A 24,381-nucleotide genomic window follows, 5' to 3' on the forward strand; every position below is an offset into this window, starting at 1 on the left:
AAGAACATGAACATACCTGCAGAATTAAAGTACACAAAAGATCACGAATGGGTCAAAATCGATGGTGATATAGCAACGGTAGGTATTACCGATTTCGCCCAGAGCGAGCTTGGCGATATCGTTTATGTTGAAGTGGAGACCGTTGATGAGACCTTGGATAAGGAAGAGGTGTTCGGTACGGTAGAGGCCGTTAAAACGGTTTCGGATCTATTTCAACCTTTGAGCGGAGAGATTGTCGAGTTCAATGAAGCTTTGGAAGATGCTCCGGAAAACGTAAATTCAGACCCCTATGGAAGTGGCTGGATGGTGAAAATAAAATTTAGCGATGCTTCTGAGGTAGACGGACTTTTGTCTGCCGACGATTACAAGGCTCTTATAGGTGCTTAAGAACTATAAGTATACAATTGCATTACTGGGCTGGATGGTGTTTGTAACCGTTTCCAGCCTTGTTTCTTTTTCGGATAGCGATGGCGTTGACATCGATATACCCAATTTCGATAAGGTCGTTCACTTTTGCTTTTATTTTGGGGCCGCCTTTTTGGGGGTTTTCTTTATTCGGGAACGGACCAAGGCCGATACGCCACTTAAAAAATCGGTTTGGTACGCTGCAATGGTGGCTATTGTTTATGGTATAATTATTGAGGTGTTACAGTACAGTTTAACAACTGATCGTCATGGCGATATTCTAGATGCATTGGCCAATAGTGTGGGTGCAATTGCCGGGGCATTCATTGCAAAATCCCTTTTTTCAGGGGAAAGGTGGTTAAAATGGAAAAATTAGTTGCTTGTTAAAGGAATATTTAATTAAATTAGCAAACATTAAAATTCAAATATATGGAACCGAAAAAGAATCCGAAAGCAGATATAGGCCGTAATAGCGGGCTCTATTTTGTTATTGGTCTGGCACTTACAATGGCATTGGTCTACGGTGCGTTAGAATGGAAAACGTACGATAAAACCAATGACTACGATATTTCAATGAATGTTGACGATGAATTGGACGAAGAAGTTCCTATGACGGAGCAGATTAAGACCCCTCCGCCACCACCACCGCCAGCGGCTCCAGAAATAATTGAGGTTGTAGAAGATGAGGAAGAAGTTGAAGAAACTGTAATCGAGTCTACTGAAACCAGTCAAGAAGAAGAGATTATCGAAGTAGAGGATGTGATCGTTGAGGAAGAGGTAGAAGATGTAGATGTGCCTTTTGCGGTTATTGAAGATGTGCCTATTTTTCCAGGTTGTGAAGGCGAGTCCGATAAAAGGGCTTGTTTCCAGAAAATGATGCAAAAGCATATTAGTAAAAACTTTAGATACCCGGAAATCGCTCAGGAAATGGGTGTTCAAGGTAGGGTTAGTGTAATGTTTACCATTCAAAAAGATGGTAGCATCGGTAACGTTAGAATGCGTGGTCCGGACAAAAACCTAGAGAAAGAAGCTGCACGTATTATCAGCAAGCTTCCTAAAATGACACCAGGTAAGCAACGTGGTAGGGCTGTAAGGGTTCCATTTAGTATTCCTATTACCTTTAAGTTGCAATAAAATATATTCAATGATTACTTAAAAACCCGCCTAATTTTAGGCGGGTTTTTTTGTGTTTTACCTTTGCGCGCGGCAGGGTGCTTTCAATATCGTGGCCGTACATAAGATAAAGATGTACAATTGGTTGCAAAAATAGAGGGTGAAGGCTATCTTTGCCGTTCGAAAAAAGATGAATGAAGACTGCGGTGAATACGGCAACGGCTCCTACCTTGGCACTGGCAATTGCCGATTTTAAAGAGATTACGAAAGCTAGGCTTGCTATAAGCGTGGTTTTTTCTTCTTTGGCGGGTTACTTGCTCGGGGCCGAACAAATAGAAGGTGTTTCGTTGTTGTTATTGGCTTTCGGTGGATATTGTATGGTAGGTGCGTCCAATGCGTACAACCAGATTATTGAAAAAGATCTGGATGCCTTGATGAAAAGAACCCAAAACCGGCCGATACCTTCGGGGAGGATGTCTGTTAACAAGGCCTTGTTCATCGCCATTTTGCTTACCGTTCTCGGGGTGGTTTCACTTTATGTATTGAACCCTAAGACTGCCATGTTCGGCGCTATTTCCATATTTCTTTATACAAGTTGCTATACGCCTTTGAAGACCAAGACGCCCTTGGCCGTTTTTGTTGGGGCTTTTCCAGGGGCCATTCCCTTTATGTTGGGGTGGGTAGCTGCCACGAACGAATTCGGAATTGAGCCGGGAACCTTGTTCATGATACAGTTTTTTTGGCAGTTTCCGCATTTCTGGGCCTTGGGTTGGATGCTTGACGATGACTATAAAAGAGGAGGGTTTAAAATGCTTCCTACCGGGAAAAAGGATAAGGGAACTGCATTGCAGATTATAATGTATACCATTTGGATGTTGGTCATTTCAGTTGTGCCCGCTTTTGGTTTTACGGGTAGATTGGAGCTTTCCATACCGGCCGCGGTAATTATATTTCTAATGGGTATGGTTATGTTGGTATTTGCCTTTTTGCTCTATGAGCGAAGGGATAACGTTACCGCCCGCAAATTGATGTTGGCCAGTGTTAGCTACATAACCCTAATGCAGGTAGTTTACGTAATAGATAAGTTTATTTAATAAGATGGATTTAACAAGAGGAACGGGGAAGGAAAAGAACGATAGGGCCAAGAAGATGATGCTTTGGTTCGGTATTGTTAGCCTGCTCATGGGATTTGCTGGGTGGACCAGTGCCTATATCGTAAGTAGTTCGCGTGAAGACTGGATCAGTGACCTGCTGTTGCCAAATTCATTCTTTATAAGTACGGCGATCATTGTCTCCAGTAGCTTTACCTATATAATGGCCAAAAAAGCCATAAAGCTGGGGCAGTCGAAAATGGGTACGAACTGGTTGTTGGTCACTCTGGGGCTGGGTATCGCTTTTGTCGTGTTTCAGTTCAAAGGTTTTTCGGAAATGATCGCTACCGGATATTATTTTACCGGTCCGACAAGCAACATAAAATTATCATACGTCTTTTTGATCGCCATGGTGCATATTGTGCATGTTGCGGCGGGCATTATCTCATTATTGGTGGTGCTGTACAATCAAATTAAAGGAAAATATTCCCCTCAAGAATACTTAGGGGTAGATTTAGGAGCTACTTTTTGGCATTTTTTAGACCTCTTATGGGTTTATTTACTGGCATTTATGTATTTCGTGGAATAATAAATTAAAATAAAGTGGGTTTTCATTAGTATTCGACTTTCACGATACATAAGAAAACTATAAATTTGTGCAAAATCTAACCATACTACAAATAATATGGATTCAACGATAACAACTGGTACGGCGGAAGAAAACGTGTGGGGAGGCGGAAATCGTCCCTTAGGAGCATCATATGGGAAAATGATGATGTGGTTCTTTATCGTTTCCGATGCTTTGACATTTTCAGGATTTTTGGCCGCTTACGGCTTTTCAAGGTTTAAATTTATAGAAACGTGGCCTATTGCCGATGAGGTATTTACCCACGTTCCTTTCTTCCACGGGAACTACCCCATGATTTATGTGGCGTTTATGACCTTCGTTTTGATTATGTCTTCCGTAACTATGGTATTGGCCGTAGATGCCGGACACAAAATGAAGAAGAACGCCGTGATATGGTATATGTTCTTGACCATAATCGGTGGTGCTATATTCGTAGGCTCTCAAGCTTGGGAATGGGGTACTTTTATCAAAGGTGATTATGGCGCGGTAGAAACCAATGGTGGTAGAATTCTACAATTCGTGAATGCCGAAACCGGTGAGCGTGCTGCAATTAGGGATTTTGCAAAGACTATTCCTACCGAGCGTACCGAACATGAACGTAAGAACGGAGTTTGGTTTTTCGATGAGGGCTATTTGCCTAGCTATTCCTTAAATGAGGTGGTCGAAGGTTTTAAGGCACATCCGAACATCCTTATTCGTACCGAGGCCATCGTTCAGGAAGGTGAGAACGAAGGTCATAAAACACTACTTACCAGGGAGGAATCCTTAAAAAAGATAAAAGATAGTAAATACGTCGTAGAAGGGGCTAACCTAATTCGTAACGAGTACGGAAGCCGATTGTTCGCCGATTTCTTTTTCTTTATTACGGGCTTTCACGGATTCCACGTTTTCTCAGGGGTGGTAATCAACGTAATTATATTCTTTAATGTGGTCTTGGGTACTTATGAGCGCAGAGGGCACTACGAGATGGTAGAAAAAGTAGGACTGTACTGGCACTTTGTGGATTTGGTATGGGTATTCGTATTCACCTTTTTCTATCTGGTATAACAAGAACAATAGCTTTTCCGTTGTAAACGGTATCTAACGAAATTGAGATTATAAAATGGCACACGCACACAAACTAGAGATTTTCAGGGGGCTTCTAAAATTTAAGTCCAATACCCAAAAAATATGGGGCGTACTTATCTTTTTGTCTATCGTTACCGCTATAGAGGTAGCCTTGGGTATTGCTAAACCAAGGGTTTTGACCCATTCACACTTTTTGGGGATGAAATTGCTCAACTGGGTATTCATTATTCTAACCTTGGTGAAGGCTTACTACATTGCATGGGATTTCATGCACTTGAGAGATGAAAAGAGCTCTTTGAGAAGGGCTATTGTATGGACTCCGATTTTCCTTGTGGCCTATTTGGTCTTTATTCTTCTTTTTGAAGCCGACTACGTTTATAACGTGTATAAGAATGGATTCATTCAGTGGAATTTTTAAGTGAATAGTTTTATAAATTAACAGCATACTAAGACGGTTTCACGACCGTCTTTTTTATTTTTGTAAGTATTAATTTCATTGTCTGAAGTTCTTCGTATATGCAGGTGAAAAAGTTTGTAGTCTTGACCGTATTGTTCATACTGCCTATCGTGGCATACCTCTTCTTTGCCTCTGGCGTTAATAACTTCGGAAAGCTTCCCATATTGACCAATGGCGTTGACGATGTGGCCCATATAGGAACGGCCAAGGTGTCGTTTAAAGATAAGATTACCGTAGTGGGCTTTTTAGGGAAAAACCTCGATAGCAAGGCCGGGAATGCCTTTAACCTCAACCAAAAGATTTATAAGCGCTTTTACGAGTTCAATGATTTTCAGTTCGTCATGCTCGTTCCAAAGGGGACTGAAGATATGGTGGCTGCCCTTGAGGGCGAATTGGGGCATTTGGTAGATATGAAAAAATGGAACTTTGTCTTTGCCGATGATGCCCAAATTACCGATTTTTTCGCATCACTGAAGACCGATATAAGCCTCGATGAAAATCTGGGTACCCCTTACGTTTTTATCATAGATAAGGATTTGAACCTTCGTGGTAGGGAGAATGACGAAGACGATGGTACAAAATATGGCTTTGATTCAACTTCGGTAGCCGAGTTGAACAATAAGATGGAAGACGATATTAAAATTATATTGGCAGAATACCGCCTTGCACTTAAAAAGAATAATGCCGATAGGGCAAAGTAATAATGGTTGTTGATCTCTAAGTGAACATGAAAAAGTATACGTACGTTTGGGTGTCTTTGGTAATACTTGTGTTTGGAATCATCTTCGTTCCTAAGATCGTTGACCGAATTTCAAAAGGAACCATTGTGGAGAACGATCGTATGAACGTGAAGCCTAAGGAGGCGCCCCTGGCCTATATTACTTTGAACGATAAGAAGAAACAGGTTCCCGCCTTTGATTTTATCAATCAAGACAGTGTAAGGGTGTCTAATGCCGATTTCAAGGGAAAGGTATTCGTTGTCGAGTTTTTCTTTACAAGCTGCCCTTCCATATGTCCTGTGATGACCGAGAACCTTGTGGTCTTGCAAGAGGAGTTTAAGGCAAGCGAAAACTTTGGTATAGCCTCATTTTCGATTACCCCTGATTACGACACCCCACAGGTGCTAAAGGCCTATGCCAAAAAGTACGGCATACATGATAAAGATTGGCACTTGATGACGGGAGACAAAGAGCAGGTGTATGACCTGGCCAATAACGGGTTCAACATCTTTGCGGCAGAAATGCCCGATGCCCCAGGTGGCTTTGAGCATTCTGGACTGTTTGCATTGGTCGATAAGGAAGGTTACCTGCGTTCAAGAACCGACGAGTTCGGTAATCCTATTATATATTACAGGGGAGCTATAACCGAGAAAAAGGGAGTGAACGAACATGGGGAGAAAGAACAGATTTCAGCCCTAAAAGAAGATATTAAACGTTTATTGGCGGAATAGATGGAACAGACAGTACTACAGGAAAAAAAGTTCAATAAGCTGATTACCGTGGTTTCGGTGGTAGTGCCCGTTGTGGTGGCCATATTGTTCGGGGTTAAAATCCCCAATGTGGAACGTCTTGGGTTTCTTCCTCCTATATACGCCTCGATAAACGGACTTACCGCGGTTTTGTTGTTGATTGCGGTTTGGGCCATAAAAAATGGTAAGCGGGAACTGCATCAAAACATTATGACCTCTTGTATTGGTCTTTCCGTGTTGTTTTTGTTGATGTACATAGCCTATCACATGACGTCTGAATCTACCTCGTATGGAGGGGAAGGAGCGGTGCGATACCTGTATTTTTTTATATTGATAACCCATATCGTTCTTTCGATAGCTATCATACCCTTAGTGCTTAAAACCTATGCTTTTGCCTATTTGAAAAAGTTTGAAAAGCATAGAAAATGGGCGAAGCTTACTTTTCCTATATGGCTTTATGTAGCGATTACCGGTGTAGTGGTTTACCTAATGATTTCACCTTATTATCCGGCTTGATTGGGGAATAGGTGCATTTAACTTTTGAAGAAAGTAGAATGAAAAAGACTTTGTTTGTATTCGTGATAATAATCGGCCTCATGCTGCCCGATACGCTTGAAGCCCAATGTGCCATGTGTAGGGCCGCCCTTGAAAGTAGTGGTGATATGAAGGCTGCGGAAGGTATAAACAACGGTATAGTCTATCTTATGGCCTTACCGTATATTCTTGTTGCGGGACTTTTCTACTTTGTGTATAGAAAGATGAAAAACAGGTCTACTGAGGAAGTTTAACATTTTTTTTTGAATTAAGCTGTAACAAAGGCCCTCAATTCTTGTCTTGTAGTTGTGCGATTATAAATCGTATTCATCAATCAATCAAAATCAACTACATGTTCGACATCGAGAGGTGGCAAGAAATCTTCGATACTATTCGTAAGAACAAGTTACGGACCTTTCTCACAGGCTTATCCGTAGCTTCCGGTATTTTCATATTGGTCATTCTATTGGGGTTTGGTCAAGGTTTCCGTAATGGTATAGCCCACGAGTTTGAGCAAGATGCGGCAACCAGTGTCTGGGTTTGGCCCGGTACCACCACAAAGAAATACAAAGGCTTGAATCCTGGAAGAAATATCCAGTTGACCAATGCCAATTACGAGTTTTCGGCTAGGCTACTCGAAGACGATATTCAATTTAAATCCCCCAGAATTTTTGTTCGCAACGTTTCCGTTACCTACGGAAATGAGGCCTTGGTGTATCAGGTGCAAGGCGTGTCGTGGCAATTTCAGATGATCGAGAACGAAAACATGTCGGCGGGCAGGTTTCTCAATTATCAAGACGAACGGGGCATGGCCAAAGTTGCTGTCATCGGTAAGAAAATTGCCGACGACGTTTTTTCCGATGTCGATAGTCCGGTAGGTGAGTTTGTCAAAATTTCGGGGCTGCCCTTTAAAATCGTTGGGGTTTTTAATGAAACGGAAGACCGGGAAGAAGAACGCATCTATATACCGATGACAACGGCCCAGCAAGTTTTTAATGGGGGCGACCGACTGAACAACCTGGCTTATACCTTGCCTCCGGCCGATAATTTTGAAGAGGTGGTGGCGCATTCCATCAAGTTTAAGAACAAGTTGCGGACCTATTTGCAGGAAGCGCATACCGTTGCACCCGATGATACCAATGCCATTTTTGTATGGAGCGCGATGGAAGAGGCTAAAAGATACTATAGCCTTACCGACAACATAGCCTTGTTTTTCTGGTTCGTAGGCATCTGTACCATTATTGCCGGGGTCGTGGGCGTGAGCAATATTATGTTGATCGTGGTGCGGGAGCGCACCAAGGAAATCGGTATACGAAAAGCACTGGGGGCCAAACCTTGGTCCATTGTTGGAATGATCTTACATGAGTCTATTTTTATTACGGCCATATCGGGCTTTGCGGGACTCATATTCAGTATGGGCCTTTTAGAATTTCTGGGCCCACATATCGAAGTGGATTATATCGTGAACCCATCGGTGAATTTTACCGTGGCCATTTCTACGGTATTTGTATTGGTATTGGCCGGAGCCGTAGCGGGATTTTTTCCGGCATGGCGGGCCGCAAATATTCATACCATAGACGCATTGAGAGACGAATAATATCAAGCTCATTAATCTTTTGATTTTGTAATCATGTTCAATAAAGACCGTTGGAAAGAAATTTTGGAAGTATTGACCAGTAATTGGTTCAGAACCGTATTGACGGCCTTTGGTGTTTTTTGGGGCATATTCATTTTGATATTGTTGCTTTCTGCAGGTAAGGGACTTGAAAATGGTATTATGCAAGACTTTGGTGATATTGCCACCAATACCATGTTTATGTGGTCGAGAAGCACGACCAAGCCTTATAAGGGGCTTCCTAAGAACAGAAGTTTTCTTTTTAAGGTTGAAGACGTGCAGGCCATTAGTGACAAGGTGCCCAACTTAAGGTTTATTTCCCCAAGAAATCAACTTGGAGGTTTTAACGGGGCCAACAATGTGGTACGCGGTATAAAGACCGGGGCCTATAATGTGTATGGCGACTATCCTGAAATCAGTAAGCAAGACCCCATGACCATGACTTCGGGGCGTTTTCTGAATTATAATGATATTAAGGAGAAACGAAAAATTGCCATTATTGGCGAAGGGGTGCGGGCCGGACTTTACGATAAGGATGAAGAGGTGCTGGGGAGCTTTATTAAAATTCAAGGCGTCAATTTTATGGTAGTCGGTACCTACAAGAAAAAAAGCAACGACGGCGATGGTGAAGAGGCACAGAAAGAAATATATGTGCCGTTCACCACCTTTTCCCAAGCCTTCAATCGGGGCAATGATGTAGGGTGGATGGCCATAACCGCCAACGATGGTACCTCTATAACCAGTATAAAGGATAAAATTATGGCCGTGGTCAAGCAGAATCACAAAGTACACCCCGATGACCAAAGGGCCGTGGGGCATTTTGATCTTTACGAACAGTTCCAAAGGGTACAGAGCCTTTTTGGGGCCTTGCGCTTTATTGCCTATTTCGTCGGAATCTTGGTCTTGCTCTCAGGAGTTATCGGGGTGAGTAACATTATGCTCATAGTGGTAAAGGAGCGTACCAAGGAAATTGGTATTCGCAGGGCCTTGGGCGAGGATCCTTGGTCTATTAAATTACAGATTTTAATGGAGTCTATTTTCTTGACCATTATCTCCGGTATGGCGGGTATCACATTGGGAGCCCTCTTTATCTATGGGGTAAATACATTGTTGGATATGAATGGTCCGGTAGATATGTTCTTGAACCCCAGTGTAAGTTTGGGGGTGGTGATAAGTGCCTTGTTCATTCTTATTGTTTCGGGACTCCTTGCGGGATTCATTCCTGCCCAGAGTGCCATTAAAGTGAGGCCGATAGATGCCCTCCGAACGGAATGATAGTAAACCTAAATAGGAAATTTTAATAAGAACAAATAGAGTAACATCAATCAATCGTAAAAAATGAAAAAATCAGTAACTAGAATCGTTCTTTTGCTCATAGTGATAGCCTTTGGCGGATCTATGTATTACCTCTACCAAAAGAATGCCGAAGATCCCGTGGTATACGAAACAGAACAGGCCGTTAAGAAGACTATCGTAAAGAAAACGGTGGCCACCGGTAGTATACTACCCTTAGAGGAAGTGTTGATCAAACCTAATATTTCAGGGGTAATCGAAGAGGTGTTTGTAGAGGGGGGCGATTATGTGAAGTCGGGCGATCTGCTCTGTAGAATAAAGGTAGTGCCCAACCTAAGTGCGCTTAATGATGCCAGAAACAATATCGACGAGGCTAAAATAAACTTAGATGACCAGCTCCGAAACCTTGAACGCCAAAAGGGGCTTTTTGCCAAAGGCGTCATCTCTAAGGTCGATTTGGAACGGGCCGAGGTAGTTTATAGCCAGGCCAAACAAGCGTATGCCGCAGCCAATAAACGCTACGATATTGTAAAGACGGGAACGGCAAAGGGGTATGGCAACGCCGCTAATACCCAAATAAGGGCAACCGTAAGTGGTATGGTGCTAGAGGTTCCCGTGGAAGTCGGAAATCAGGTCATAGAGAGCAATAATTTTAATGAAGGAACGACCATTGCCGCTATCGCCGATGTCGACAAAATGATTTTTGAAGGAAAGGTCGATGAAAGTGAAGTAGGAAAAATAAAGGAAAACCTGCCCCTTGAAATTACCGTGGGCGCATTGGAAGGAAAGACCTTTGACGCGGTTCTGGATTATATCGCCCCTAAGGGCAAAGAAGAGAACGGGGCCATTCAATTTGAAATCAAGGGTACCTTGAAGAAACAAGATTCTGTTTTTATCCGGGCGGGCCTTAGTGCCAACGCATCGGTCATTTTGGGTAGGGCCGACAGTGTGCTTGCCATTAAGGAGGCCTTGGTGCAGTTCGATGATAAGACCAAAGCTCCTTTCGTTGAGATTACCAACGGAGACCAGAACTTTGAGCGACGTAATATTGAACTGGGCATTAGTGATGGTATCTTCGTAGAGGTGAAATCGGGCATTACGGAGTCGGACAAGATTAAGGTCTGGAATGCCATAGAAAAGGAAGAGGAGAAAGGCTAGTATATTTTTTTAACAGAAAATTTGGAGTACTTCTTGTAACAATTGGGCAACTTAGTTGTCTTATTTCCATATTGTTTTGAGAATTCCGAATACAATTAACAAAACCATCATGATAGAAATTAAAGACCTTCACAAATCCTATAAAATGGGAAGCAACTCCTTACATGTTTTAAAAGGATTGAATTTTAGTATTGCTGAAGGTGAGCTTGTAGCTATAATGGGTTCTTCTGGTTCGGGAAAATCTACCCTTTTGAACATTTTGGGAATGTTGGACGAGGCCGATTCCGGTTCGTATACTTTAGATGGCGTTCCTATCAAGAACCTGAACGAGACCAAGGCGGCCAAGTATCGGAATAAATTCTTAGGTTTTGTCTTTCAGTCTTTTAATTTGATCAACTACAAAACGGCCATGGAAAATGTGGCCTTGCCCCTATATTACCAAAAAGTACCCCGAAAAGAACGGGAAGAAAAGGCTTTGAAGTATTTAGAGCAGGTAGGCTTAAAAGAATGGGCCACCCACTTGCCCAATGAACTTTCGGGCGGACAAAAACAACGTGTCGCCATTGCCCGTGCCATGGCTGCCGAGCCTAAGGTGCTCTTGGCCGATGAACCTACGGGTGCTTTGGATAGTAAAACGTCTTATGAGGTAATGGACCTTATTCAAAATATAAATGACAAGGGAAATACGATCCTTGTTGTAACTCACGAGGAAGATATTGCCCATATGTGCAAACGTATCGTACATTTAAAGGATGGCGTAATTGTCGAAGACAAAAAAGTAGAACAGGTTAGGGCCGCTCAATATGTTAAGTAGGGACAACTGGAAAGAAATTTTCGAGACGATTCAGAAAAACAAACTCCGTACGTTTTTGTCGGGGTTTACCGTGGCTCTGGGTATTCTTATCTTTGTGGTGCTCTTTGGTTTTGGAAACGGACTCATCAATACCTTTGACGATTTTTTCGGGGATGACGCTATCAATGTTCTTTTTGTATTTCCAGGAAGGACGACCATGCCTTACAAAGGGTATAAATCGAATCGGACTATTGAATTCGACAATAGTGATATCGAGGACATACAGAAGAATTTCCCCTTGTTCGTAGAGTATATTAGTCCAAGAATAACCCGTCAAGATACCGTTAGCTATATGAACGAATCGAATAGCTACAGAACACAGGCCGTGGGTCCGGCACACCAGTTTAGTGAGATGACCATCATGATGAAGGGCCGTTACCTGAACGAACTCGATATAAAGAACAAGACCAAGTATGCGGTTATCGGCCGTCTGGTGGAACAGGATCTTTTTGGTAACAAAAATTCCATAGGCAAGTATATCGATGTGGGAGGAAGCTCTTTTAAGGTAATCGGGGTTTTTCAAGATGATGGGGGTGATAATGAGGAGCGTATTGTCTATATACCGTACACCACGCGTCAATTGATTGAAAAGAATACCGACAAGATCAACCAGATCGTTGTAGGGTTTAAGCCTGAAATCGGCTATGCCGGAGCCATGGCCCTAGATAAGAGCCTTGATAAGTTTCTCCGTTCCAAAAAATTCATCAATCCAAAAGACCAGAACGGCATCTTCATTAGAAATATAGCCGATCAGTTGAAGCAAAACCAACAGTTTGCGCGGGTGTTGCAGATTATAGTGGGCTTTGTGGCCTTCGGAACCATTATCGCCGGCATTATCGGTATCAGTAATATTATGGTTTTTGTGGTCAAGGAACGCACGAAGGAATTGGGTATACGAAAAGCCCTCGGGGCTACACCTAAGGCCGTAATCGGAACGATTTTGTTGGAATCGGTATTTATTACTACGGTTTCGGGTTTTGTGGGCATGCTCATAGGAATTGCCATTTTAAGCTCCTTGGGAGAGAAACTGAAGGATTTTTTTATTACCAATCCCTATATAGACACGAGTATTGCCCTTTCGGCTACCATTGTTCTAATAATTTTCGGAGCTATTGCCGGTTATGTACCCGCTCGGCGTGCGGCCCGTATCAAACCCATTGTAGCCCTAAGAGACGAATAATATGCGATTTATATTCGATAGAAATACTTGGCAAGAAATTTTCGGTTCCATCAGCAAGAACAAGATGCGGACCGTTATCACCGTGGTGGGGGTTCTCTGGGGCATCTTTATTTATATCGCCCTTTCCGGTGCGGCCAAGGGCATGGATAATGGTTTTGAGAGTATGTTCGAGACCATTGCAAGAAACAGTATGTTCGTTTGGGCGCAAAGCACAAGTATGCCGAACGAAGGCTACAAGACGGGCAGACAGATGCAGTTGAAAATTGGTGATGCGGTAATGATCGAGAACCGTATTCCCGAAGTGCAATATATTGCCCCACGTAATGTACGGGGCTTCTTTGGTGCCCCTCCCGCAAATATTGGCCGTAAGAACAAAACGGGAAGCTATTCCCTCTTCGGAGACTATCCTGCCTTTACTAAAATAGCACCCAAGAAAATTTACGACGGAGGTCGGTTTATCAATGACGAAGACATCGAGCAAGCGCGAAAAGTGGCCGTAATCGGCGAGCGTACACAAAAGGAACTTTTTGACGCGGACGAAAACCCGATTGGGGGCTACTTTAAAATCGACAATGTCTATTTTCAGGTGGTTGGGGTCCATAAGTACGAAGCTAGTGGTGGATTTGGGGGTGACGGAGATATTTTTATTCCCTTTACTACCTTCAAAAAACTATACAATACTGGTGATAACGTTGGGTGGTTTTCCATTGCGGCCTATGATGATGCCGATGTGGTAAAGGTCGAGGAAAATATTAAAAGCCTATTAAAGAATATTCATCATGTACACCCCGATGATGATCGGGCCTTCGGTTCGTTTAACCTAGGGGAGCAGTTCAATAAAATTGTAGGCTTTGCCGATGGCATAACCTTTCTTTCATTGATCGTTGGTATTGCCACCATTTTGGCCGGGGTTATCGGCATTGGTAATATTCTGCTGATCTCGGTAAAGGAAAGGACGAAGGAATTGGGCGTACGAAGGGCCTTGGGGGCTACACCGGCCGAGGTGCGCAACCAGATTATTCTTGAATCGGTCTTTTTGACCGTAATTGCGGGTATCATGGGTATCATTCTAGGGGCGCTGGCTTTGGCGGGAATCAATAGTATGACACAGGATATCGATTTTCCTTATACCAATCCTACCGTGCCCATACCCTACGTCATAGGCGCCTTGGTCATTATGGTGGTGTTGGGGACTTTAATCGGACTCATACCGGCTCAAAGGGCGGTGAGTATCAAGCCGATTGATGCCCTACGGGAAGAATAACGCACAATTGTGTAACAAAATGCATAACAACAAAACCAATAGATAACAAATACTCCTAAGAAATGAACAAGATCGTAAAATATATCTTAATTGGTATTTTGGTACTAGGCGCTTTATGGGCTGCGGCCTTTTTTATAAAATCGAATAGCAAGGATGCGGTTACCTACGAGACCCAAACGCCTTTTATATCGAATATTGAAAAGAAAACGGTGGCCACGGGCAAGGTGGTACCCGAAGATGAGGTAGAGATCAAACCACAGATTTCAGGTATCATCCAGAAAATATTCTTGGAGGAGGGCCAAAAGGTGAAGTCGGGTGATTTGATAGCGACCATTAAGGTTGTGCCGAACGAGCAAGCCCTCAACCAATCTAGGGGCAGGGTCCGAAATGCCGAGTTGGCCCTTAACAATGTGACGATCGAATACAATAGAAACAAGGCCTTGTTCGATAAGGGGGTGATATCGAGTCAAGATTTCAACAGCTTGCAGCTTCAGTACGACCAGGCCCAACAAGAACTTCAAAATGCAAGGGCCGATTATCAGATCATCCGACAGGGGTCAGCCGGGGGCTCTACTAGCGCTAATACCAATATACGTGCCACGGTAGAGGGCACTATTTTGGAAATACCGGTAGAAGAAGGCGATCAAGTCATTGAAAGTAACAACTTTAACGATGGTACCACCATTGCGACCATTGCCGATTTGAGCAAGATGATATTTGAAGGAAAGGTCGACGAAGGGGAAGTGGCCAAGTTAGAGGTCGGAACGCCCTTGAAAATCAGTCTAGGGGCGGTTGAAGGAACTGAACTCGATGCAAAACTTCGTTTTATAGCACCAAAGGGAATCGAGGAAACAGGTGCGGTACAGTTTAAGATCGAAGGTGATGTAGAGGTTAAGGAAGGCGTATTTATCAGGGCAGGGTATAGTGCGAATGCCTCATTGGTATTGGAGAAAAAAGATGATGTTTTGGTGATTCCCGAGGCCTTGTTGCAGTTTGATAAAAAAACCGATAAACCTTATGTCGAGATAGAAACGGGTGACCAGAAGTTTGAAAGAAGGGATATAGAGATAGGGATTTCCGATGGGGTAAACGTTGAGATCGTTTCCGGCTTGACGGAATCCGACAAGGTAAAGGTGTGGAACAAAACCGAACCTATCAAAAAAGGGGAAGACGAAGAAGGGGAAGAGGGAAAGAGTGAAGAGTAACAATCATCAATCATAATCAAAAAATCAAAACATGAATCTTAAATTAACAATCGTACTGTTTTTGTGCTCGATCGGTGCTATTTCCGCCCAGCATAAAAAATGGACGTTAGAGGAATGCGTGGCGTATGCCGTAGAGCATAACCTTACCGTAGAACAGTACGAGCTCGATTTGAAAAACGCACAAATAGATAAGTCGGATGCGCTTGGGGCCCTATTGCCCGATTTAAACGCATCGTCAAGTATGACGGGTAGTACGGGACTATCGTTCGACCCTACGACCAATGAACCGGTAACTTCAACAATTCTGTCCGCCAATGGAGGCCTGACCTCTTCTTTGACGCTTTTTGACGGATTGCGCAATTTCCATAGGCTCAACCGTGCCAAGCTGAATGCCTTGTCCAATCAATATCGTTTAGACGATTTAAAGGATGACATTCGTTTGAACGTGGCCAATGCCTATTTGCAGATATTGTCGAACAAAGAGTCGCTTAAAGTGTTCGAGGCCCAATTTGCCGTTACCGAACAGGATCTAAAGCGAACCAAGGAATTGGTGGAAGCGGGCGTGCTTCCCAAGGGTGATCTGTTGGAGGTCGAAGCTACCGCCGCCAATCTTGAACAACAGATTGTCAATACACAGAACCAAGTGTTGATTTCGCGTATCAACCTGGCGCAACTGCTTCAAATAACCGATTACGAGAACTTTGATGTATTGGATGCCGATTTTGAAGTGCCTCCGTCCGAAGTTCTTACAAAATCGCCCAAAGAGATTTTTGCCGAGGCCTTGACCTTTAGAAACGATATTAAGTTTTCGAAGTCGAATATCGATTTGGCGAAGAAGGATCTCGATATTGCCAAAGGGGCTATTTATCCTACCTTGGGAGCCTTTTTTAACTATAATACCCGGTATTCGGATCAAGGCGGATTTAATACTACAGGAGTCTTTGTTCCGGCTGAAAGCTTTGTCAACCAATTGTGGATCAATGATGGTATTTCTTATGGTTTGAGATTGGATATTCCCATATTCAATGGCTTTGGGGTCAGAAACAACATCAAGCGCTCACAGATCAATGTCGAAAAGGCCAAGCTGCAGCTCGAGCAAGAAAAATTGGATCTTGAGACCAATATCAATCAGGCCTATGTAGATGTGAAAAGTTTTTCGAAAGCTTATGAAGCTGCCCAAAAAACCTTGGAAGCCAGAAGGTTGGCCTATGAATATTCAAAGGAACGCTACGAGGTAGGTCTTATGAATGCCTTCGATTTTAGCCAGGCCCAATCAAGGGTAGACAATGCCGAAGCGGAATTGATCCGTACGAAATATGATTATATTTTTAGACTTAAGGTGCTGGAGTTCTATTTCGGACTGCCCCTAGAGCTTAAATAGAGATTTGTACATAGAAATTGAAAACCTGTTCGGCCTCGTGTCGAACAGGTTTTTTTTATGTGCTAATTTCAACCGTCTCACCTATCTTTGTACCCTTATGAGCATAATCTTAAACTTAGAGACCGCTACTACCAATTGTTCGGTCAGTGTGGCCAAAGACGGACGTATATTGGCCATTAAAGAGCATGATACGCCCAATTATTCACATTCCGAACAATTGCATGTCTTTGTTCAAGATGTTTTAAAGGAGGTCAATGTAGATGTGTCAGAGCTTGATGCCATCGCCGTGAGTAAAGGCCCAGGGTCTTATACGGGCTTGCGTATCGGGGTTTCGGCGGCCAAGGGGCTGTGTTTTGCCTTAGAGGTGCCCTTGATTTCGATCGCTACCCTGACCAGTATGGCTACACAGGTAACGTCAAACGATATCGATTATATCATTCCCGTGCTAGATGCCCGGCGTATGGAAGTTTATTCGGCCGTTTTCGATAAGGATAAAAATCAAGTGAGACCTACCGAAGCCGAGATTATAGACGAGAATTCATTTTCAGATTTTTTACAAAAAGGAAAAGCCGTTTTGGTGGGCAGCGGTGCGGAAAAGTGTAAAACGCTATTATCTCACCCTAAGCTTACATTCGATACCACCATAGTGCCATCGGCAAAGGAAATGGCCCAATTATCATACAAAAAGTTCAAAGCAAGCGATTTTGAAGATGTCGCTTACTTTGAACCGTATTATCTAAAGGATTTTATCCTACAACAGAAAAAGAAATAGGGGGTTAAGCCTCTATCGCTTGTCCCTTGACGTGTACGTCGCGCTGTGGAAAAGGTATTTCTATTCCCGCTTCGTCAAATCGTCTTTTGATTTCTTCGATAATAAAGAAATGTGCAGCCCAAAACACCGGGTTCTCGGCCCAATAGCGCAAGGTCAGGTCTACCGAACTGTCTCCCAATCCATCTACATATACTTCGGGCATTGGGTCTTTTAGAACGTTCTCGTTTTTTGCGCAGATGTCGAGCATGATTTCTTTGGCGGTCTTGATATTTGAGCTGTAGCCTATCCCTACTTTAATATTGTCCCTTCGTGTAGGCATGGCGCTATAGTTAACGACATTGTTGTTTGATAGCTCGCCATTGGGTATAATGGCCAATTGGTTGCCGAAGGTGGTCAATTTGGTGTAGAAGATGGTAATTTCCTTGACCGTACCGTCTACGCCTTGGGCGGAAATAAAATCCCCTATTTTAAAAGGCTTAAAGAGCAAAATGAGTACGCCCCCTGCAAAGTTGGAAAGCGACCCTTGGAGGGCAAGTCCTATGGCCAGACCGGCCGCACCGATAATGGCGATCAATGACGATGATTTAACGCCAAGCTGGGTCACTACCAGAACAAAGAGCAGTACCTTGAGGGCGATGTTTATAAAACTCTGTAAAAAGCTCTCCAAAGCCAGGTCGTAGTCCTTCTTCTCAAAAAACTTACGGACCATTTTATTTATAAAGCGAATGATCCATAGGCCGAAGACCAAAATAATGGTGGCCATGATCACATCGGGTAGTACTTTCCAAGCCCATTCTATGGCCTTGTCTATGTGTTCTTGATAGTTTGCGAATTCTTCCATTTATATGCTTTATTTTAAGGGCGCAACTTACTAAATACAGGGGTTTCGGTCAAAAACAAATCATTAAACTATTGTTAATGGAGGATCTGTAAATCGAATGCGGTAATACTTTGTTCGTATGTGCCCAAAATAGAGGGGCGGGTACTTTTTATGATCAGGGTTTGCGGTGGGCATCAAAAAAAAGCGCTACATGAAGTGCAGCGCCTTTTTAAAAAAAATGTTTCGTGCTTACTTGACCTCGAAAGTGATCTTGACGTTTACACGGTAATTGTCCAGTTTGCCATCTTTTACCGTAGCACTTTGCTCGTTGATGTAAACCGACTTGATGTTCTTTACTGATTTAGAGGCCTGCTCAACGGCTTGCTTCGCCGCGTCTTCCCAACCTTTGTCAGAGTTCGCCAATACTTCTATAACTTTTAAAACTGCCATAATACATTATTTTTTATAGTTCGCTTTAAATTACGAAAATATCGGACAGGTTTGTTGATTCTAAACCTATAAAAATTAGTTCATTAGCCGTTTAGGGCGACCACTTCGTTCACTTTGTCCCCCATCATATTTTTAAGCATGGTCTCGATGCCATTTTTTAGGGTGAAGGTTGAAGAAGGGCAACCGCTACATGCTCCTTGTAAAATTACGTTTACAGTTTTGCTTTCCTCTTCGTATGACTGAAAGAGAATATTACCACCGTCACTGGCTACGGCAGGTTTTACATACTCTTCTAGAATATCTACGATTTGCTGGGAGGTATCGTCTAGTTCCGGCGTTGCTTGGGTAGGAGCCGAAGTGGTATCGCTTGCTTCCTTTGTTGCCGCTATGGCATCCTCGGAAACGGCTTCGTTGCCATTGGCCAGGTATTCCCGTATGTGTTCGCGCAATTGCATGGTTACGTCTTCCCATTCCGCAACGTCATACTTACTTACGGATACATAGTTCAGGTCAAAGAAAACCTCCTTTACGAACGGAAAGGTAAATAGTTGCTTGGCCAATTCTGAATTTTTGGCCTCATCTATGTTTTTGAATTCAAAGGCGGTGGGAACAATTGGTTTGTTGGCCACGAATTTCATCACCGATGGGTTGGGAGTGACTTCGGCATATACCGTAATGGCCACTTTTTTGACAGTTTCCTCGACCTCGTTTACAATAGGTTCTCCTGCATTTAGGTAATCTACCAGTTGTTGGGCCACTTCGTCCTTTACGTCGTCCCAAGTAACGATGTCGTAGCGTTCAAGCCCGATAAAGTTTCCAGAGATATATACCGTTTTGATAAACGGAAGGTAAAAGAGTTGTTGGGCCAAAGGTGAATTTTTGGCCTCATCTATGTTTTTGAACTCGTAATTCTTGCTCTTGGTCAAAAAATGATTTGTCTCAAATTTAAGAATCGCAGGGTTGTTGGTCTTAACAACCGTAATCGTATACTCCTTCATGGTGTCAAAATTTTTGTAAAAATACAACCTATTTTTGAACGGTGTGTATTGAAACGGGGATATAATAATGTTGCGTTTCGTCCGTTATATGTTATATTTAGTCGATAAAATAATCATCCTCTATATTAAACCGATGAAACACCGTTTCCTGCTCTTGCTGGCGTCCCTCGTTTTTGCAATCCCATCGAACGCTCAAGAGGGCATACCCGTATACTTTGATTACCTCTCCGATAACTATTACCTTGTTTATCCGTCTATGGCGGGTATCAGTGATGGGGGAAAGATTAGGGCCACCGCAAGAATGCAGTGGTTCAGTGTTGAAGACGCTCCCAATCTGCAGACCATCAATGCCAATTTTAGAATTGGAGAAAGTAACAGCGGGGTGGGGGCTATCTTTTTTAATGATGCCAATGGATATCATTCGCAAACCGGTTTTAAGGCTACATATGCCCATCACCTAAAACTCGGTGGTGACGGTCGAAATTTGAACCAGCTTTCATTTGGCCTGAGTCCGACCTACCTGCAAAGTAGTCTCGATGAGTCCGAATTTGTTTCGGTTGGGCCCGATGATGCCATTGCCGGTATAAAACTGAGCGAGGGCTATTTTAATATTGATTTGGGCTTTTCATACAACTTGATGGAATTTTATGCCCATGTGGCAGTGACCAATCTGTTGGGGAGCAAGCGTAACCTTTATCGTTATGGAAAGGCAAATGATAATATACCTGTTATCGATAATTTACGCCGGTATTTGTTTTCGGTAGGATATGTTTTCGGGAAGCAGGAATGGCAATTCGAGCCTTCGGTACTGTTTCAGTTAAGTGAATTCACCGAAGAGAAAACCATAGATTTAAACGCCAAGGTCTACAAGGATGTCGATTTTGGACGTATTTGGGGCGGACTCTCGTACCGTAGAAGTTTTGATGGTGCCCAGTTTGCTACTTCGGATAGTTTTGGGGAACAGCGTTTACAGTTGTTTACACCTATCGTAGGGGCCAACATCGGTAATTTTATGGTGTCGTACAATTACTCTTACCAAACAGGGGATATCCGTTTTGATAGCGGAGGTTTTCACCAAATAACATTAGGTTACGATTTTGGTCAAAAGGAGCGCAAGTATGATTGTTATTGCCCTGCGGCACAGTAGAGTGGTGTAATCCAAATAGAAAACATAAAAAAGCATCCCGAAATTTCGGGATGCTTTTTGTTTGGTTATGGAAGCTAATTATTCTTCCCACTTGTAGTCTTTCTTGGCTGCTTGCTTTTTGATGGCTTCCAACATGGCATTTTCAAGTTCTCCTTTTTCGCCTTCTTGCTGTTGTTCGGCAATGAACTTCTCGCGTTTGGCGTTCAGCTCTTGGATCTCGGCTTGAATCTTGGCGCGATCTGATTTTTTTTCTTCGATATAAGCCTTTATTTCGGTCTCTGATTTTTCCTTTAATTCTTTGGGGAGTTCTTCCTTTTTGATTTCGGAAATATTAAAGCTTTCGTCTTTGGAGGCATCTACCAGGTCCCATTGCTTGTTGTTGTACAATCGAGAGCTTTTGCTGACGGCACGTTTAACCGCAACGGCTTCCTCGAGTTCGTAGGCGTTGTCGTCTTGTACGCGTTGTTTCTCCATTTTGGCACTTCCCATGGCTCCGTACGAAATGTAGGTCTGGTTCAGTTTTGAATTCAGTTGAATGATAACATCGTCGTAAGGCGTGTCGATATGGACCACCTTTCTGTTGTGGTCTATGGCTATGTATTCCCCTCCCGTTAAGGTAGCGCCGTTCTTCCATTCGGTATTGATGCCTTGTTCGTAGTTACCGCAAAAGATGGTGTTGACCACGATGTCTTTTTCCTTGGCGTTGGTCACTGCGTCTTTGTAGTTGAGCTTGCCTTGGTTAAAGGGTTCGTTACCGGCAATAAAAATCATTTTCAGGTTATCGGGGTTATTGCCCCAGTCTAGTTGCTTTAATGAGGTGTGTATGACTTCCCCGCAAAATTCCTCGCCTCCGTTGGTCGTCAATGAAAACAGTTTTTCCGAAATTTCATCCAGGTCCCCGCTAAAGTTCAATACTTGTTGAATGTATCCTTCATTGGAAGATAGGTTGTCGTTTCCATATTGATAGAGCGCAATTTGTAATTCAGGCCGTTGCTCGTTGCCGCATTTGGCGTGGGTGAACTTGTTTACTATATCCCAAAGCTGTGATTTGGCCTGGTTGATAAGTCCGTCCATACTATTACTGGTATCCAACAATAGGGCAATTTTGACCGTGTTGTTTTTGGGCTTGTCCTTTTCTGGAACATTAAGGGCTTGGGCCATTACCGGTGCTACTGTCGTTTTTTTGGCCTTTGGTTCGCAACCGTACATGGTTGTAAGGGCGAATGACATAAGGGCTAATCCAAGAATCTGTTTTGTGTGTTTCATAATTATTTTTTTTAAGGCCCTATTTAGAGGGGGTGATTTATTCGTATTATTTGTTGTTGATGGGGTAAAAGTAGAAGCAACTTATTTCGTGTAAAACCGGCTTTGAGGGAAGTGGCGTTTTCAAAGAGGGAACGCTTCTTTTGGATGCGTGAAGCCTTTACGGAAGGTAATTTTTAGGGGAATTAGGGAAGAGGTACGTTTTTTAGTGACGCATAATTCGATTAAGTTTACGTTGTACAAATAATCAAATGGGTTCAATTCGCCACATATTGCTTTTTCTTTTTATAGGATGCTCCACCATAAGTGTATGGGGGCAGAAGGAGCTGCGGCGCGGTAAAATGGCCAAGCCCCAAAGCAATCTGCACCAAGTCTATCTCGATTCGGCCAATGTCTATAGGCAAAGCGATATAGAAAGGAGTATCGATTATATCACCAATTCCATTGCCGTTCTGGGCAAGCAGGCCGATAAGAAATCGCTTTCCGAGTCTTTGGTCGCCTTAGGGGAGGTTTACCAATACCACAACCAGTACGATTTGGCCATTACGAATTACATAGATGCCTTAGAAGCCTATAAATCTACACGAACAACCCTGCTTTTAGCGGAAGCATATATTCAGAACAAGCAGTTTTCGGAAGCGGAAACGGTACTCCTTCCCCTGTTAAAAATAGAAGGGTTGGTGCCCTATCAAAAAGTGCGTTTGAACGAAAGCCTAGGCGATGCCTATCGCGGCTTAGATCAAGTGGAGAAGGCCCTTGCTTTTTTTGAAGAAGGACTCATAGTGGCCAAAAAAAACCAAATAACACCCAAATTGGCCGACCTGAATTCAAAGATTGCCGATACCTATGCGCAAGATGATAAATTGGTCGAGGCCGGTGCGTATTACAATAGCTCGCTGCAACTTACCGAAGACTTGGAGCCGAAACGGGCCGTACAGGAAAAGGAAAAGGTAGCTGATTTTTACAATCAGAAGAACCTATATGGTGCCGAAATTGAATTGCGGAAAAAAAGTCTTAGCGAACTAAAAACGCTTCCCAAGGGGAAAACGGCCAAACGCGAAGCAAGGGACGAATTGGATTCTATCACCCCGCAACGCATTAATTATAAAATTGCCAATGCCTACATTGCCCAAGATAAGTATGACGAGGCCATTCCCTACCTAAAGGAAAGTATTGAGACCGCCGATTCTGAAAACGACCTTGTGGTTCAAAAAGACGCCACAAGAAAATTGTCGGAGGTTTTTGAGTATAAGGGCGACTATCCCAAGGCCTTTGAAACCTATAGAAGTTATGTGTCCTTGGTAGATACCCTATATGTGCGTAAAGAACAGGAAATCGCCAGGGCGGCGCGTTTCAATAGGGAAATCTCAATGCGTCAAAACCGTATTTCGGGATTGGAGCAAGAACGCGAACTTTCGCAAAGCAAGTACGACCTGGCCTTGACCGAACAGCAATTGATTCAGGAAAGCAATAAGCGCCAAAGGTGGATCATCTATTCCCTTATTTTCGGAATGATCCTATTGGGGCTGGCCGCCTTTTTCTTCTATAGGAGCAATCAACAGCAGAAATTGGCAAATAATCTCTTGGCCTTAAAGTCTTTGCGGTCACAGATGAATCCCCACTTTATCTTTAATGCGCTCAATTCGGTCAATAATTATATCGCCAAGAGCGATGAACGCAGTGCCAACCGCTTCCTTAGTGAGTTTTCTACATTGATGCGTTCGGTGCTTGAGAATTCCGAAGAGGACTTTATCCCGCTGGCCAAAGAATTGGAACAGTTGGAGCTGTATGTGAAATTGGAGCATTCCCGATTTCCCGATAAGTTCGATTATCAATTGAATGTAGATAAGAAGGTCGATGTATCGGCATTTGAAATTCCGCCCATGCTATTGCAGCCCTATATTGAAAATGCCATTTGGCATGGACTCCGTTATAAGGAAGATAAGGGGCGCTTGACAATCGATGTAAGACCAAAGGGTTCGACATCCATAGAGATCGTGATAACCGATGACGGTATCGGTAGAAAGAAATCGGGACAATTGAAGACGGAGAACCAGAAAAAACAAAAATCGAAAGGGATGGGCAATATCAAAAAGCGAATAGCCATTCTTAACGATATGTACAAAAACAAGGTTGATGTCTCTATTTCCGACCTCACGACCGATGGTTCGGGCACGAAAGTGATATTTGTGCTCCGTAAAGATTGATCGGGGCCTTC

The 24,381-nt window shown here is 43.2% G+C and carries 26 protein-coding genes; 22 read left to right on the forward strand and 4 right to left on the reverse strand.

The genetic code is table 11. The features are described from left to right. Positions 1-6 precede the first annotated feature (6 nt). From gcvH to tsaB, 20 genes are all read left to right on the forward strand, one after another. Positions 7-387 (forward strand): glycine cleavage system protein GcvH, encoded by a 381-nt coding sequence (gcvH, locus tag ZOBGAL_RS11245; protein WP_013993731.1) that lies wholly within the window; start codon positions 7-9, stop codon positions 385-387. Beyond that, a complete protein-coding gene (locus tag ZOBGAL_RS11250; protein ID WP_052725539.1) occupies positions 380-781 on the forward strand; it encodes a VanZ family protein in 402 nt (133 codons plus the stop codon). Before gcvH ends, ZOBGAL_RS11250 begins: the two co-directional genes overlap by 8 nt. A gap of 53 nt (positions 782-834) precedes the next feature. Further along, the gene (locus ZOBGAL_RS11255; protein WP_013993733.1) at positions 835-1,539 is read left to right on the forward strand and encodes an energy transducer TonB; all 705 of its coding nucleotides are present in this window, start codon (positions 835-837) and stop codon (positions 1,537-1,539) included. Positions 1,540-1,712: 173 nt separating this feature from the next. After that, entirely contained in the window at positions 1,713-2,612 is a 900-nt protein-coding gene (cyoE, locus tag ZOBGAL_RS11260; protein ID WP_013993734.1) for a heme o synthase, read from the forward strand. Between the two features lie 4 nt (positions 2,613-2,616). Beyond that, the gene (locus ZOBGAL_RS11265) at positions 2,617-3,198 is read left to right on the forward strand and encodes a cytochrome c oxidase subunit 3 (RefSeq protein WP_013993735.1); all 582 of its coding nucleotides are present in this window, start codon (positions 2,617-2,619) and stop codon (positions 3,196-3,198) included. Positions 3,199-3,294: 96 nt separating this feature from the next. Beyond that, on the forward strand, positions 3,295-4,284 hold the full coding sequence (locus tag ZOBGAL_RS11270; protein WP_013993736.1) for a cytochrome c oxidase subunit 3: 990 nt from the start codon (positions 3,295-3,297) through the stop codon (positions 4,282-4,284). A 55-nt stretch (positions 4,285-4,339) separates the two neighbouring features. Then, positions 4,340-4,723, forward strand: a complete 384-nt coding sequence (locus ZOBGAL_RS11275; RefSeq protein WP_013993737.1) for a cytochrome C oxidase subunit IV family protein — start codon at positions 4,340-4,342, stop codon at positions 4,721-4,723. A gap of 104 nt (positions 4,724-4,827) precedes the next feature. After that, a complete protein-coding gene (locus ZOBGAL_RS11280; RefSeq protein ID WP_046287889.1) occupies positions 4,828-5,463 on the forward strand; it encodes a hypothetical protein in 636 nt (211 codons plus the stop codon). A 26-nt stretch (positions 5,464-5,489) separates the two neighbouring features. Continuing rightward, positions 5,490-6,212, forward strand: coding sequence for an SCO family protein (locus ZOBGAL_RS11285; protein WP_013993739.1), 723 nt, complete (start codon positions 5,490-5,492; stop codon positions 6,210-6,212). Further along, positions 6,213-6,746, forward strand: a complete 534-nt coding sequence (locus tag ZOBGAL_RS11290; RefSeq protein WP_013993740.1) for a DUF420 domain-containing protein — start codon at positions 6,213-6,215, stop codon at positions 6,744-6,746. 38 nt (positions 6,747-6,784) lie between these two features. After that, the gene (locus ZOBGAL_RS11295) at positions 6,785-7,018 is read left to right on the forward strand and encodes a hypothetical protein (protein ID WP_013993741.1); all 234 of its coding nucleotides are present in this window, start codon (positions 6,785-6,787) and stop codon (positions 7,016-7,018) included. Positions 7,019-7,116: 98 nt separating this feature from the next. Continuing rightward, a complete protein-coding gene (locus ZOBGAL_RS11300) occupies positions 7,117-8,361 on the forward strand; it encodes an ABC transporter permease (protein ID WP_013993742.1) in 1,245 nt (414 codons plus the stop codon). A gap of 33 nt (positions 8,362-8,394) precedes the next feature. Then, on the forward strand, positions 8,395-9,654 hold the full coding sequence (locus ZOBGAL_RS11305; RefSeq protein ID WP_013993743.1) for an ABC transporter permease: 1,260 nt from the start codon (positions 8,395-8,397) through the stop codon (positions 9,652-9,654). Between the two features lie 63 nt (positions 9,655-9,717). After that, entirely contained in the window at positions 9,718-10,830 is a 1,113-nt protein-coding gene (locus ZOBGAL_RS11310) for an efflux RND transporter periplasmic adaptor subunit (RefSeq protein ID WP_013993744.1), read from the forward strand. 109 nt (positions 10,831-10,939) lie between these two features. After that, complete coding sequence (locus ZOBGAL_RS11315) at positions 10,940-11,644, forward strand: ABC transporter ATP-binding protein (RefSeq protein ID WP_013993745.1); 705 nt, start codon at positions 10,940-10,942, stop codon at positions 11,642-11,644. Then, entirely contained in the window at positions 11,634-12,863 is a 1,230-nt protein-coding gene (locus ZOBGAL_RS11320; protein ID WP_013993746.1) for an ABC transporter permease, read from the forward strand. The genes ZOBGAL_RS11315 and ZOBGAL_RS11320 overlap by 11 nt, the downstream gene beginning before the upstream one ends. Position 12,864: 1 nt before the next feature. After that, positions 12,865-14,127 (forward strand): ABC transporter permease, encoded by a 1,263-nt coding sequence (locus ZOBGAL_RS11325; RefSeq protein ID WP_013993747.1) that lies wholly within the window; start codon positions 12,865-12,867, stop codon positions 14,125-14,127. 62 nt (positions 14,128-14,189) lie between these two features. Next, positions 14,190-15,332 carry an efflux RND transporter periplasmic adaptor subunit gene (locus ZOBGAL_RS11330; RefSeq protein ID WP_013993748.1) on the forward strand — a complete coding sequence of 381 codons (1,143 nt, stop codon included), beginning with the start codon at positions 14,190-14,192 and terminating at the stop codon, positions 15,330-15,332. A gap of 31 nt (positions 15,333-15,363) precedes the next feature. Then, positions 15,364-16,713: a TolC family protein gene (locus ZOBGAL_RS11335; protein ID WP_013993749.1), complete on the forward strand. Its 1,350-nt coding sequence runs from the start codon at positions 15,364-15,366 to the stop codon at positions 16,711-16,713. Between the two features lie 97 nt (positions 16,714-16,810). After that, positions 16,811-17,485 (forward strand): tRNA (adenosine(37)-N6)-threonylcarbamoyltransferase complex dimerization subunit type 1 TsaB, encoded by a 675-nt coding sequence (gene tsaB, locus ZOBGAL_RS11340; protein ID WP_013993750.1) that lies wholly within the window; start codon positions 16,811-16,813, stop codon positions 17,483-17,485. A 4-nt stretch (positions 17,486-17,489) separates the two neighbouring features. Here tsaB and ZOBGAL_RS11345 read toward each other — a convergent pair whose 3' ends face one another. The 3 genes from ZOBGAL_RS11345 to ZOBGAL_RS11355 all read right to left on the reverse strand — a co-directional run bounded on the left by ZOBGAL_RS11345 (position 17,490) and on the right by ZOBGAL_RS11355 (position 19,753). Beyond that, the gene (locus ZOBGAL_RS11345) at positions 17,490-18,326 is read right to left on the reverse strand and encodes a mechanosensitive ion channel family protein (RefSeq protein WP_013993751.1); all 837 of its coding nucleotides are present in this window, start codon (positions 18,324-18,326) and stop codon (positions 17,490-17,492) included. A gap of 228 nt (positions 18,327-18,554) precedes the next feature. After that, positions 18,555-18,755 carry a dodecin family protein gene (locus ZOBGAL_RS11350; protein ID WP_013993752.1) on the reverse strand — a complete coding sequence of 67 codons (201 nt, stop codon included), beginning with the start codon at positions 18,753-18,755 and terminating at the stop codon, positions 18,555-18,557. 83 nt (positions 18,756-18,838) lie between these two features. Then, positions 18,839-19,753 (reverse strand): NifU family protein, encoded by a 915-nt coding sequence (locus ZOBGAL_RS11355; protein WP_013993753.1) that lies wholly within the window; start codon positions 19,751-19,753, stop codon positions 18,839-18,841. 133 nt (positions 19,754-19,886) lie between these two features. On the opposite strand from ZOBGAL_RS11355, the gene ZOBGAL_RS11360 reads away from it, so the two are divergent. After that, entirely contained in the window at positions 19,887-20,900 is a 1,014-nt protein-coding gene (locus ZOBGAL_RS11360; protein ID WP_013993754.1) for a PorP/SprF family type IX secretion system membrane protein, read from the forward strand. Between the two features lie 78 nt (positions 20,901-20,978). On the opposite strand, the gene ZOBGAL_RS11365 is transcribed toward ZOBGAL_RS11360, so the two are convergent. Then, on the reverse strand, positions 20,979-22,166 hold the full coding sequence (locus tag ZOBGAL_RS11365) for a vWA domain-containing protein (RefSeq protein ID WP_013993755.1): 1,188 nt from the start codon (positions 22,164-22,166) through the stop codon (positions 20,979-20,981). 248 nt (positions 22,167-22,414) lie between these two features. Here ZOBGAL_RS11365 and ZOBGAL_RS11370 point away from each other — a divergent pair, with 248 nt between their 5' ends. Further along, entirely contained in the window at positions 22,415-24,370 is a 1,956-nt protein-coding gene (locus ZOBGAL_RS11370; protein WP_013993756.1) for a tetratricopeptide repeat-containing sensor histidine kinase, read from the forward strand. Positions 24,371-24,381 lie beyond the last annotated feature (11 nt).

This window comes from Zobellia galactanivorans (assembly GCF_000973105.1).
Classification (GTDB): domain Bacteria; phylum Bacteroidota; class Bacteroidia; order Flavobacteriales; family Flavobacteriaceae; genus Zobellia; species Zobellia galactanivorans.